We start from the raw sequence: 12,289 nt of genomic DNA, 5'->3' as shown, positions 1-12,289 counted from the left end.
CCTCACTTGATCCCGCTGAAGCCGATGGAGTTCACGATCCGCTTCGCGAACAGCACGAAGAGGATCAGCATGGGCGCCGCCGCGACCAGTGTCGCGGCCATCAGGCCCGCCCAGTCCGTGCCCGTCTGGGGCGACTGCGCGCGGAAGACGCCGAGCGCGACGGTGAGCACGCGGGAGGAGTCCGTGTAGGAGACCATCAGCGACCAGAAGTACTCGTTCCACGCCGTCATGTAGGTCAGCAGCGCGAGCGTCGCGAGCGGTGCGGAGCTGATCGGCAGGATCAGCGTGAAGAACACGCGCGGCTTGGACGCGCCGTCGATGAGGGCGGCCTCCTCGACCTCGCGCGAGATGTTGTTGAAGAACTGGCGCAGGAAGAAGATCGCGAACGGCGAGATGAACAGGGTGGGCAGCATGATGCCCAGCAGCGTGTCCACCAGGTGCAGGTTCTTGATGAGGATGAAGTTGGGCAGCAGCGTGAAGATCTGCGGGATCATCATCGCGCCCAGGAAGATGAGGAACACGGTCTCGCGGCCCCCCCAGCGCAGACGCGAGAAGGCGTAGGCGGCCATCGCGCAGCTGAAGGTCTGCACCACGGTGATCACGGTCGCGACGATCACCGAGTTCAGCAGGTAGCGCCAGAAGTTGATCGACGCGCCCGAGCCGCCCTGGGAGACCGCGGTCTCCACGTCCTGCAGCCCGAACACGCGCTCGAAGCCGCCGAGCGAGAAGTCCACCGGCAGCAGGCTGGTCGGGTCGGTCGCGAGCGCCGTGTTCGAGGACAGCGCCGTGCGCAGCATCCAGTAGAACGGGAACAGCGTCACCAGCAGGATCACGATCATGACGATCCAGGCGACGATCCGCCCGGGCGACAGCGGACGGCGGCGCGCGCGGGCGGCGCCGGAGGCGGGGGAGACGGGTGCGGGGGAGACAGGGGCGGCCGACGGGCCGACGGCGGGAGTGGCGGTGCTCATCTGGGCGTCCTCTCAGTCCAGGTCCGACTGGCCGGCGCGGGTCAGGAAGTACTGGGCGAAGGTGATGACCATGAGGATCACCAGCAGCGCCACCGAGAGCGCCGAGGCGTACCCGAACTGGTACTGCCCGAACGCGTTCTCGTAGATGTACATCTGCAGCACCTTCGAGGCGTCCGACGGTCCGCCCTGCGTGGTCACCGACACCGTGTCGAAGACCTGGAAGCTGCCGATGATCGACATGATCAGCACGAGCGCGAGGATCGGCCGCAGCAGCGGCAGGGTGATCCGGCGGAACAGCTGCCACTCGCCGGCGCCCTCGGTGCGCGCCGCCTCGTAGAGCTGCTCGGGGATCGACTGCAGGCCCGCGAACAGCAGCAGGGCCGTGTAGCCCATGTGCCGCCACACGTTGACCAGCGCGATCGTGGGGATCACCCATTTCTCGTTGGCCCAGAAGGAGACCGGGTCGAAGCCGATGCCCTGCAGGATCAGGTTCACGATGCCCAGCTGCGAGTCCAGCAGCCACAGGAACACGATGGCGGCCACCACGTTGGAGACCAGGTACGGGGTGAGCACGAGGGAGCGCAGCCACGTGTTCTGCGTGAGGCGCTGCATGAGGACGGCGATGAGGAGGGCGAGGACCGTCTGCACGCCGATGTTGATGACGACGTACAGCACGGTGACCCGCAGCGACTTCCAGAACACCGGGTCGCTGAGCATGTTCGTGTAGTTCTCGAGGCCCACCCACTTCGGGGGCGTGAGGATCGAGTACTCGGTGAGCGAGTAGTACAGGCCCGTCAGCAGCGGCCAGACCAGGAACACCAGCAGGCCGATGCTGGCCGGCAGGATGAACAGGAGCGCCAGGCGGGTGTCGTCCCGGTGCTTGCGTCGTGCGGGCGGGGGCCCGGTGGTGGATGCGGCAGACATCATCGTCCTCTCGTGGGCAGCGACCGGGCAGGGTCCTCGGCCGACGTCCGGATCCGCCACCCGCCCGGTGCCGCGAGTGCGGTCCGGGATCAATCCGGGAGCGGCCGTGCGGTTGCGGGCTGCTCTCGGTGACCCGCTCGGGGTGGGCTGCCCGGAGGTGGGCCGCCCGGAGGTGAGACGCCCGAGGAGGCTGCTCGGACCTTCGTGCGGCGACCCTCGTGCAGCCGGTGGTGGGGCCGACGCGCGAACCCTGCGCGACGGCATCGACGGTTCCGGGGAGTCGACCTCGACGCCCGATTACTTACGCGACGAAACTAAATGGCGGGAGCGCCCGCGTCAAGAGGCGACCACGAGCCGCATCCACGAGCCGCATCCACGAGCCGCGTCCGCACGCGCAGCCGCGTCCCGGCCGCGAGCGGACCGTGAGTGGTACGAAATCGTTGCCATAGCGCGCCATGGCAACGATTTCGTACCACTCACGGGTCATCTGGGCGGCGTGGGCCGCGCGGGCGGCGCGAGCGAGAGGGGAGAGGCGTGGGCCGCGCGGGCGGCGTGGGCGAGAGGGGAGAGGCGCGCGCGTCGCGCCTCGCGAGACGCAGGTGCTTCGGCCCCGGTCGCCGGGGATACCCTGGCCGCAGCCTCGCGCCCGCGGGGCTGCGGCCGCGCCGTCGGCCGCGAACCGGGCCCCGGGCCCTAGGAGCTGAACGATGATCCTCACCCAGTCCTCCAAGCTGCGCGACGTCTGCTACGAGATCCGCGGGCCGATCCCCGCAGAGGCAGCGCGCATGGAGGCAGAGGGCCACAAGATCATCAAGCTGAACATCGGCAACCCGGCCCCGTTCGGCTTCGAGGCGCCCGACGAGATCCTCGTCGACATGATCCGCACCCTGCCCACCGCGCAGGGCTACTCGGACTCCAAGGGGATCGTCTCCGCACGTCGCGCGGTCGCGCAGTACTACCAGACCAAGGGCATGCCCGGGATGGAGCTCGACGACATCTACCTGGGCAACGGGGTCAGCGAGCTGATCCAGATGACCTGCCAGGCGCTCGTCGACGACGGCGACGAGGTGCTCGTGCCCACGCCCGACTACCCGCTGTGGACCGCCTCGGTCTCGCTCGCGGGCGGGAAGGCCGTGCACTACCGCTGCGACGAGGAGCAGAACTGGTGGCCAGACGTCTCAGACCTGGCCGACAAGGTCACCGAGCGCACCAAGGCGATCGTCGTCATCAACCCCAACAACCCCACAGGCTCGGTCTACCCCGAGCACGTGCTCAAGGAGATCGTCGAGGTCGCGCGGAAGCACGACCTGCTGATCCTGGCCGACGAGATCTACGACAAGATCCTCTACGACGACGCCGTCCACACGCACGTCGCCGCGCTCGCGCCCGACCTGCTGACCATCACCTTCAACGGCCTCTCGAAGGCCTACCGGGTGGCAGGGTTCCGCGCCGGATGGATGGCGCTGTACGGACCGAAGGACGACGCCGAGAACTTCATCGAGGGCCTCGACGTGCTCTCGAACATGCGGCTGTGCCCGAACGTCCCCGCCCAGCACGTGGTGGCGACGGCGCTCGGCGGCTACCAGTCGGTCGACGAGCTGCTGCTTCCCGGCGGGCGTCTGCGCGACCAGCGCGACGTGGCCTACGAGGGCCTCAGCGAGATCCCGGGCGTCTCCGTCGTCAAGGCCCAGGGCGCGCTCTACATGTTCCCGCGCATCGACACCGAGATGTACCGCATCGACAGCGACGAGCAGTTCGCCATGGATCTGCTGCGATCCAAGAAGCTGCTGGTCACGCAGGGGACGGGCTTCAACTATCCGGTGTCCGACCACTTCCGCCTGGTCACCCTCCCGGACGTCGGCCTGCTCGCCGACGCCGTCGACCGCATCTCCGACCACCTGGCGTCGATCCGGCGCTGAGGGGCGCCGTCCACCTCGTGTCGGGCGCGTGCGTAGTCTTATGTCGTGATGCGACTCATCCCGCCAGAGGCGCGAGATCAGATGCCCACGGTGATGACTGTGCGAGACCTCTATTTCGCGGCGGCGTCTGAGCCTCCACTGAACGAGTCGAATGCTGTCGCAGGGTTGTTCGCCGACCTGTACGGGGCGGCATTGATGAGCGAGTCGGTGTTCGCGGCAGCAGACTACGAGGACTCCCGGCTCACGGCATTCGCCTACGGGCATCCGTGGAGATGGGGTGAACAGCGAGATGCCTGGTCCAGCCAGCTCAAAGAACGGCTGGGGGACTCTGCGGAGCGGCTCGAGGGAACTTACGCTCTGCTTCTCCTTGCTCGCGATCCCTCGGCGCGGGGCAAAGGCGCGGGTAAGCGCGTCCTCGACGCATGGCTATCGGGTATCGGTGGTGGCCCCGTCTGGCTCCAGACGACAGATGTCTTGTCACCGGCGCGCCGCCTGTATGCGTCGACGGGGTTCGAGCCGCTCGGGCACGGCCCGGACGCCCCCAACGGCGCGCCGGGTCTTGTGATGTTCCGTCCGGGAGAGACCGCACGAGACTGATGGGGACGGATACGTGACCAGGTGTCAGCTTGATCTGGCCCGCGGGTAGATCAGTCGATCCGCGTTCGAGGTTCGCCGAATGCTCCACCCATAAGAGCCGCACGCTCCCGAGCTCAGGCGCCCACCGTAGACCGCGCACTCAGCGTCGGCACCGGCAGTCCGAGCGTGGGATGACCAGCCGCCCAGGCGGCGCCTCGGCACACCTGCTCCTTGGTGAGGGCAGCGGCCTTGCCAGTCAGCGCGGTGCGCCGGGAGGTGTCGTCGGGATGGACGGGCTGGATCAGCCCGTCGCGACGCCCGAGGCTCAGGCACTGCGTGAAGTAGCCGAGCGGCACCCGCCTCGCGCTGCGTCCGCGAAGTTCTGCCACGAGCGTCTCCGCGGCCTGCCAGCCCATCGGGATCCCGGAGGCGCAGGACATGCGCAGTGGTGACCCGCCCGGTCCTCGGGCCCAGGCGGCATCGCCGACGGCGAGCACCTCAGGGTGTGACAGGGAGCGCAGGGCGCGGTCCACGAGCACGCGTCCGTCGGCATGGGTCTCGAGATCGCTCGTCCCGGCCAGCGGGCTCGGTGCGAAGCCGCTGGACCAGAGCACGAGGTCCGCCGGGTAGGAGCTCCCGTCGACTGTGCGCACCCGCTCCCTGTCGGCCGTCTCGACCCGCAACCCCTCGCGCACTTTGATGCCGAGACGGCCGAGGGCGGAGCGGAGGTGGCGGACCGCCCGGGCGGAGAGCCCGGCGCCGACCTCGCCGCCGGAGTGAAGCGTGACGCGCAGGTCCGGGCGGGACTCGGCGATCTCGGTCGCGGCTTCGAGACCCGTCAGGCCCGCGCCGACCACGCTCAGCGGACTTCCCGCGGGCAGCGCCGCGAGGTCCGTGCGCAGGCGGAGGGCCTCCTCCCGACTGCCGACGGAGCGGATACGGGCATCGGCGACCTCGGCCGCGGGAGGGGCAGGTGCGCTGCCGAGCGCGAGGACGAGCGAGTCGTACTCCAGGTCCTCGCCGCCTGTGAGGGTCACGCGTCGCGTGGTCGTGTCGAGGCCGGTGACGCGGTCGATCACCAGGTCCACGGCTGTGCCGGAGAACATCTCCGCCAGGGATCTGGGTCGCAGGGCGTGGCCGACGGCCAGCTCGTGCATCCGCACCCGTTCGACGAAGTCCGGTGCGGCGTTGACCAGTGTGATCCGGGCGTCGTCGGGACGGAGTCGACGGGCGAGGGTGCCGGCGGCGACGGTCCCGGCGTAGCCGGCGCCGAGGACGAGGATTCGATGCGTCATGAGGCCCTCCTGAATGTGTGGATGCCCTGTCGACCGCATGGCACGACGATTCCTGACGTGAGGTGCGTCACCACAGTCGGGTGAGAGGAGGTGTCGGCGTGCGGCGGGCCCACTCCTCGCGGAGTCGTGCGAGTTTCGCGGGGGCGAGCTGGATCCGCACCTCGCGGATCAGCTCGCCGTCGAGCACGAGGGCGATCACCCCGAGAGGGTGCCCATCGACCGTTATCAGCAGAGCGGGATCGCGGTTGACCTCGACCAGGTGCAGGTCGACTGGTCCGCCTGTCACCCGGGCCTTCTCGGCTGTCGGGCGGAAGATGCCTCGCAGGTAGGCGGCGACGGAGCGGGAGCCGAAAACGGGCCGGCGCGCCGCGGGGAGGGCCCCGCCGCCATCGGCGCGGCTGGTGACCCCCTCGTCGAGCAGCTCCAGGAGTCGGTGGAGGTCGCCTCCGACCGCGGCCTCGAGGAACGCCTGCGTCACAGCGAGGGACCGATCCGGATCGACGGGTTGGCGACGTCCGACCCACCCCTCTCTCGGCTGGTCCTCGCCCGCCCACCGACCTTCCTCGCGTGCGGCCTCGAGACGGCGACGGGCCCGTGCGAGCGCCTGCTGCCTCCCGGCCTCGGTGGTCTCGAGGATCTCGGCGATCCGGGCATGGGAGTACGTGAAGGCCTCTCGGAGCACGAGGACAGCCCGCTCCTGCGGTGGCAGGGTCTCGAGCATGCCGAGCACGGCGAGCGAGACAGCCTCGCGCTGCTCGAGGGTCTCTGCGGGTCCCAGCATCGGATCGTCGTCGAGCAGCGGCTCCGGCAGCCATTGCCCCACATAGGTCTCGCGGCGCGCTCGGGCCGAGCTGAGCTGCGTGAGGCACAGGTTGGTGAGCACGCGCGTGAGCCAGGCGGGAGGGTTCCCGATCGCGCGGCGGTGCGCGGCGTCCCAGCGCAGGAAGGTTTCCTGGACGACGTCCTCCGCCTCGCTCGCGGAGCCCAACAGGCGGTAGGCGATCGCGCCCAGGCGCGGTCGGATGGCCTCGAACGCCTCGAGATCCTGCTCCGACATCGTCACGCGCTCGATCCTAGGACCCGCCGACGATTCCGGATCGGCCGTCACCTCGCGTCTGCGCACGGCTGTCCTTGGGCTCCGGGCGCCGGAGCGACGCTCCGGGTCATGATCCATGCGTGCTTGCCGACCTGGCGGAGCTTCTCGAAGCCGAGGTCCTCGAGGAGCTCCGCCGTGGCGGTGAACAGGAACCGCCCCTGTGCGGAGCGGCCGACGGTCGTCTCGCTGATCGCCTCGACGGTGCCGCCGCCGGATGCGGCCATGAGGTCGAGCGCACCGTCGGCTGCGAAGCGGGCGAGACCCTGTCCGCGATGCTTGGGGTCGACGTAGACGCAGGCCAGACGCCAGTCGGGCACCTTGGGTGGTTCTTTGTCGTACTCCCGCCGGTGCTTGATGCCGGCGAGCTCCTCGGGCGATCCGTACTGCGCCCAGGCCTGGCAGAGGCCGTCGGCGTCGAGCACGAGCGCGGCATGGGCGGCGTCGGACATCACGCGCTCGCGCTTGGTGGCGCGGTGGTCGATGTGCTGACCGCATTCGGGGTGATAGCCGATGCACCAGCAGCCGCCGAAGATGCCGCGGTTGCGCTCGACGAGCTCGGCGAACGGATCCCAGGTCCGCGGGCCGAGCGGCACGATGCTGCAGCCCGGAGGCGGCCAGGTGGGCAGGTCGGTTGTGGTGCTCATCGGCCCGGATAGGCAGCGAGCGCGGCGCGCACGTCCCCGATCACCGAGCGGGTCGCCGCGGCGTCGTGGTCCGGGCTCGAGGGCTCGGTGAAGAGGTGGCCCGCGCCCGGGTAGAGGTGGATGCGGAGGTTCGGGTGCTCGCGCTGCCAGCGCTGCGCGGCCTCGAGATCCCCGTCGCCCACGAAGAAGGGGTCATGGTCCATGGCGAACACGTCCACCTGCACATTGTTGGGCCAGGTGCCCTGCAGCTGAGCGGGGTCGACGAAGGAGTGCAGGAGCAGGCAGCCGGCCGCGCCGGGGCGCGTCTGCAGCAGGTGCTGGGCGGGGACGGCACCGAGTGAGAGCCCGGCCAGAACGATGTCCGACGGCAGGTCCGCGCACGCCTGCTCCGCCCGGGCGAGCAGGGCGTCGTCGCCGATCTCGCCGACGAAGGAGAGGCCCGCGGCAAGGTCGTCGAAGGTGCGGCCCTCGAAGAGGTCGGGCGTGGTGACCTCGTGACCGGCCTCGCGCAGCGCCGTCGCGAGCGCCTCGACCCCCGGCGTCAGGCCCAGAACATGATGGAACAGGACGATCCGTGTCATGCCCGGGACAGTAGTGGTGACTGCGGACAGATCGGGTCCTCGAATAAGGGAACGCCTGGTCCCGTCGGCCCGTCGGCCCGTCGGCCCGTTGGCCCGTTGGCCCTTGGGCACGTCGGCCCATCGGCCCGTCGATTCATCGACCCGCCGAACGGACGCTCGCAACCACCACCCCTTCACGGACCCCGTCTCCCGGCATACGCTGGAGGACTGTCCACGGAAGGAATGATCCATGCCTGCCACAGACCCGGAGACCAACGCTCGAGAGGGCGCCCAGGGCCACGGCGCCGAGGACATCGGCCCCGTCGCCGCCCGCGCCCGCGAGCTCGGCACGAAGAGCGGCGAGCCCTCGTTCCCCGCCCAGGACCAGGACCCTCCCGGCCTCACGGCCCCGATGGATCCCCTGCCCGACCACGGCGAGCAGTCCTACGTCGGCCATGACCGGCTCGACGGGCTGGTCGCGCTGATCACCGGGGGAGACTCCGGCATCGGCCGCGCGGTCGCGATCGCCTTCGCGCGCGAGGGAGCCGACGTCGCGCTCTCCTTCATGGACGCCGAGCAGGAGGACGCGGAGGAGACCGCCCGCTGGGTCGAGGACTCGGGCCGACGGGCTCTGCTGCTTCCCGGTGACATCCGCGAGGAGGCCCATGCGCGCTCGCTCGTCACGCGGACCGTCGAGGAGCTCGGACGGCTCGACGTGCTCGTGAACAACGCCGCGTTCCAGTGGGGCCGCGCGGAGCCGCGCGGCATCGAGGGCATCGACTCGGAGCGTCTGCACCGCACCCTGGCCACGAATCTCGAGGCGATGTTCTGGATCACCCAGGAGGCCGTGCCGCACCTGCGGGAGGGCTCCTCGATCATCAACACCACGTCGATCCAGTCCTACGACCCCTCCGTGCCGCTCATGGACTACGCGGCGACGAAGTCCGCGATCAACAACCTCACCGTGAACCTCGCCGCCGACCTGGGCGGCAAGGGGATCCGCGTCAACGCTGTGGCGCCGGGCCCGATCTGGACCCCGCTCAACGTCGCCACCCGCGCGAGCGAGGACTACACGGCCTTCGGAGGCAACACCCCGCTGGGCCGCGCGGGCCAGCCCGCCGAGTGCGCGGGGGCCTACGTGTTCCTCGCGAGCCCGGCCGAGGCCTCGTACGTCTCGGGCACCGTGCTCGGCGTGACCGGGGGACGGCCCGTCTTCTGAGGCACCGGCCCGCGGCGCTCAGATCGCGAGGGCGAGCACGAGGACGACGACCGCGAGCAGCGGCAGCGTCCCCTGGCGCACGGCCGCGCCGCGATGCGCCGGGGAGGCGAGGCCCAGCACGAGCGCCGCGCCCAGCATCGAGCCGGTGCCCGCGAGCGCCAGGGCCGGGCCCACGGAGTGCGCACCCAGAGCGGTCAGCAGCACGCCGAGCAGCGCGAGCACGCCCAGGAACAGGTTGTAGAAGCCCTGGTTGAAGGCGAGCAGACGGGTCGCCGCGACCTCCTGCTCGGTCTGCTGGCCGAAGACGCCCTGAGCGCGCTCGCTGCCCCAGGCGAGCGACTCGAGCCAGAAGATGAACACGTGCAGCAGCGCCGCGAGCACTGCGAGGACGAGACCGACGGCGAGCATGGTGACCTCCGGAGGGGTGGGGTGAAAGGCGACCTGTGACGAGTGATGTGAGGAGTGACCAGCGAGGCTTTTCTGTAGCGCTCACTCCACTATAGACTGACGGCGGCGCCGCCGGAAGGGCGGGCGTCACGCGGCTCCGCCGGACGGGTGGATGTCGCATGGCGCACCCCGTCCGCCGCCGCAGGGCGCACGCGCCTGCCGCCGCCGCAGGGCGCGGCCGGATGGCGCCGCCGGGGACCGATCAGGGAAGGAGCCTGCCGATGGGACGCACCGCCACCTTCGAGACCGTCGAGGTCGTGCGCGCCGCGCGCTCGCTCTTCTGGCGCGAGGGCTACGAGAGTGCCTCCATGAGTGCGATCCAGCAGGCCACGGGCCTGAACGCCTCGAGCATCTACCACGCGTTCGGATCCAAGCGCGGGCTCTTCGAGGCCGCGATCGCGAACTACCTCGACGAGGTCGTCCGCCCGGGCCTGGCCCCGCTGCTCGCCGACCGCCCCAGCCCGCATGCGCTCGCCGACTACCTCGGCTCCGCCGCCCGACTGCTGGGCGAGGGCATCGGGGACGACGGGGAGGGGGGTCAGGCGTCCCTGCCCGACGGCTGCCTGCTCGTGAACTCCGCCTGCGCGGGCATCGGCCGCGAGGAGGCCGTGCGCGACGTCATCGCCTCCTACCGGGCCGAGCTCGTGCGCGCCTTCGGCGCAGGCGTCGCCGCCCGCTTCCCCGAGGCCTCCGCCGCCGAGCGCGAGCGCCTCACCGAGACCAGCGTCTCCGCGCTCATCGCGGCCCTGGTCATGAACCGCATCGACCGGAGCGCCGCGCGCAGCTCCCTCGAAGCGGCCCGCACACCCCTGCTCGCGCCGGCCGGCTGAGCCCCGCGCTCGTCGGCCCGACCCCGCAGGCCCACCGCAGCACCCGACGGAAGGAATCCACCATGAAGCCCCTCTACTCCACCGAGGCGCTCGCCACCGGCGCCGGCCGCGACGGGCACGTCGAGGTCTCCGGATCGGACCTCGCCTTCGACATGGCCGTCCCGACGGCCATGGGCGGCTCCGGGAAGGGCGCGAACCCCGAGCAGCTCTTCGCCGCCGGCTACGCCGCCTGCTACCACTCGGCACTGCAGGCCGTGGCCCGCCAGAAGAAGGTCTCGATCGAGGGCTCGAGCGTCGGCGCCCGCGTGAGCATCGGCAGCAACGACGAGGGCGGCTTCGCCCTCGCCGTCGACCTCGAGGTCGTCATCCCCGAGCTCGACCACGACGCCGCGCAGTCGCTCGCCGACGCCGCGCACCAGGTGTGCCCGTACTCCAACGCGACCCGCGGGAACATCCCCGTGAACGTCACCGTCGCCGACGACTGATCATCAGCGACGACTGATCGTCAGCGACGACCGGCCGTCGCCGCATCATCGAAGAGCCCGCCGGGAGGATCCTCCCGGCGGGCTCTTCCATGCGTGCGGTCGGCTGCAGGGGCCGACGTGCCTGCCGCGATCAGGGACGCAGCAGCACCTTGCCGACGCGGCCGGCGTCGAAGTTCGCGGCCGACGCCTCGCGCACGTCCTCGAGCGAGTACGTCGCGGCGACCGGCAGGGTCACCGAGCCGTCGAGCAGGCGGGTGATGATCTCGCGGAACAGCTCAGCGCGCTGATCGGCCGGCATGTCCTTGGAGACCTGGGCGCCCCAGAAGCCCTCGATGTGCAGGTCGCGGAAGATCACCGGGCCCGAGGGGATCGACATGACCGGGGTGGCCATCGCCCCGAAGACCACGAGGCGTCCGCCGTCGGCCAGCAGTGAGAGCACCTGGCCCGCGGCCTCCCCGCCCACCGAGTCGATCCCGACGGGGGCGGTGGAATCGCCGATGAGGGCGCGGGCGCGGCCCTCCCAGCCGTCCTCGTCGGTCGCGACGACGCCCGTGATGCCCTGGGCGGCGAGCTCCTCGACCCCGGCGGAGCGGCGCACGAGGCCCACCACGTTGATGCCGCGGGCGCGGGCGAACTGCGCGACCAGGCGGCCGACGGCGCCGTTGGCGGCGTTCTGCACCAGGGTCTGCCCGGGCTCGAGCTCCAGGCGCTGCAGCAGCGAGATCGCGCTGAAGGGCATCGCCGCGAGCTGTGCGGCGACCTCGTCGGGCAGGTTCTCCGGCACCGGGATCAGCGAGGCGGCGGGCGCCGTGAAGCGCTCCGCCCAGACGCCGAGCTGCGAGGTCGCGACCACGCGCTGGCCGGTGACCAGCTGTGTGACGCCCTCGCCGAGCTGCTCGACGACGCCGACTGCCTCGGTGCCGGCGCGCGCGGGCAGCTCCGGCTTCACGCCGTAGGTGCCGCGCACGGTCCACAGGTCATGGTTGTGGATGGGGCTGAGCACCATCCGCACGAGCACCTCGCCGGGACCGGGCGAGGGCTCGGCGACCTCGGTGACGTCGAGGACGTCGGTGGGCTCTCCGAAGGACTGATGGGTGACGGCGCGCATGGCGGACCTCCTGGCTCGGCGGGCGGCGACGGCGCGGAGAGCTCCGGTGCGACGACGCGATGCGACGTCCGGGGTTCGGCGAGGACCACCCTGTAGTGAAATGACCATTCCACTATAGGTCGCTGGGTCGTCCGGCGGCTGTCGAGGAGCTGTGAGGTCCGTCAGAGACGACAGCGCGCCCCGGGGCTCCCGGGGCGCGCTGCGTGGGCTGGGGT

General features: G+C 70.8%; 13 protein-coding genes. 5 read left to right on the top strand and 8 right to left on the bottom strand.

Annotation, left to right across the window (positions count from 1 at the left end):
* Positions 1-2: 2 nt before the first annotated feature.
* Together MHY49_RS12575 and MHY49_RS12570 are read right to left on the bottom strand one after the other, a co-directional pair.
* A complete protein-coding gene (locus MHY49_RS12575) occupies positions 3-971 on the bottom strand; it encodes a carbohydrate ABC transporter permease (RefSeq protein WP_239204576.1) in 969 nt (322 codons plus the stop codon).
* Between the two features lie 12 nt (positions 972-983).
* Positions 984-1,898 carry a carbohydrate ABC transporter permease gene (locus MHY49_RS12570; RefSeq protein ID WP_228359331.1) on the bottom strand — a complete coding sequence of 305 codons (915 nt, stop codon included), beginning with the start codon at positions 1,896-1,898 and terminating at the stop codon, positions 984-986.
* Positions 1,899-2,602: 704 nt separating this feature from the next.
* On the opposite strand from MHY49_RS12570, the gene MHY49_RS12565 reads away from it, so the two are divergent.
* A complete protein-coding gene (locus tag MHY49_RS12565; RefSeq protein WP_239204574.1) occupies positions 2,603-3,814 on the top strand; it encodes a pyridoxal phosphate-dependent aminotransferase in 1,212 nt (403 codons plus the stop codon).
* Between the two features lie 45 nt (positions 3,815-3,859).
* Positions 3,860-4,411: a GNAT family N-acetyltransferase gene (locus tag MHY49_RS12560; RefSeq protein ID WP_239204572.1), complete on the top strand. Its 552-nt coding sequence runs from the start codon at positions 3,860-3,862 to the stop codon at positions 4,409-4,411.
* Between the two features lie 113 nt (positions 4,412-4,524).
* Here MHY49_RS12560 and MHY49_RS12555 read toward each other — a convergent pair whose 3' ends face one another.
* The 4 genes from MHY49_RS12555 to MHY49_RS12540 all read right to left on the bottom strand — a co-directional run bounded on the left by MHY49_RS12555 (position 4,525) and on the right by MHY49_RS12540 (position 8,006).
* Entirely contained in the window at positions 4,525-5,685 is a 1,161-nt protein-coding gene (locus MHY49_RS12555) for an NAD(P)/FAD-dependent oxidoreductase (protein WP_239204570.1), read from the bottom strand.
* A gap of 67 nt (positions 5,686-5,752) precedes the next feature.
* Positions 5,753-6,742, bottom strand: coding sequence for a sigma-70 family RNA polymerase sigma factor (locus MHY49_RS12550; protein ID WP_239204620.1), 990 nt, complete (start codon positions 6,740-6,742; stop codon positions 5,753-5,755).
* Positions 6,743-6,789: 47 nt separating this feature from the next.
* Positions 6,790-7,425: a GNAT family N-acetyltransferase gene (locus MHY49_RS12545; RefSeq protein WP_239204568.1), complete on the bottom strand. Its 636-nt coding sequence runs from the start codon at positions 7,423-7,425 to the stop codon at positions 6,790-6,792.
* Positions 7,422-8,006 (bottom strand): dienelactone hydrolase family protein, encoded by a 585-nt coding sequence (locus MHY49_RS12540; RefSeq protein ID WP_239204566.1) that lies wholly within the window; start codon positions 8,004-8,006, stop codon positions 7,422-7,424. The genes MHY49_RS12545 and MHY49_RS12540 overlap by 4 nt, the downstream gene beginning before the upstream one ends.
* 229 nt (positions 8,007-8,235) lie before the next feature.
* On the opposite strand from MHY49_RS12540, the gene MHY49_RS12535 reads away from it, so the two are divergent.
* Positions 8,236-9,204: an SDR family oxidoreductase gene (locus MHY49_RS12535; protein WP_239204564.1), complete on the top strand. Its 969-nt coding sequence runs from the start codon at positions 8,236-8,238 to the stop codon at positions 9,202-9,204.
* Between the two features lie 18 nt (positions 9,205-9,222).
* On the opposite strand, the gene MHY49_RS12530 is transcribed toward MHY49_RS12535, so the two are convergent.
* Entirely contained in the window at positions 9,223-9,612 is a 390-nt protein-coding gene (locus MHY49_RS12530; protein WP_239204562.1) for a DUF1304 family protein, read from the bottom strand.
* A 260-nt stretch (positions 9,613-9,872) separates the two neighbouring features.
* Here MHY49_RS12530 and MHY49_RS12525 point away from each other — a divergent pair, with 260 nt between their 5' ends.
* Positions 9,873-10,481: a TetR/AcrR family transcriptional regulator gene (locus MHY49_RS12525; RefSeq protein WP_239204560.1), complete on the top strand. Its 609-nt coding sequence runs from the start codon at positions 9,873-9,875 to the stop codon at positions 10,479-10,481.
* Positions 10,482-10,543: 62 nt separating this feature from the next.
* Entirely contained in the window at positions 10,544-10,966 is a 423-nt protein-coding gene (locus MHY49_RS12520; RefSeq protein WP_228359324.1) for an organic hydroperoxide resistance protein, read from the top strand.
* Between the two features lie 130 nt (positions 10,967-11,096).
* On the opposite strand, the gene MHY49_RS12515 is transcribed toward MHY49_RS12520, so the two are convergent.
* Complete coding sequence (locus MHY49_RS12515) at positions 11,097-12,074, bottom strand: zinc-binding dehydrogenase (protein ID WP_239204559.1); 978 nt, start codon at positions 12,072-12,074, stop codon at positions 11,097-11,099.
* Positions 12,075-12,289 lie beyond the last annotated feature (215 nt).

Origin of the sequence: Brachybacterium sp. ACRRE (genome assembly GCF_022346485.1) — a bacterium.
In the GTDB taxonomy this organism is placed as follows: Bacteria; Actinomycetota; Actinomycetes; order Actinomycetales; family Dermabacteraceae; genus Brachybacterium; species Brachybacterium halotolerans.
Note: the sequence above shows the minus strand (reverse complement) of the source record. Positions and strands in the feature narration are given on the sequence as shown.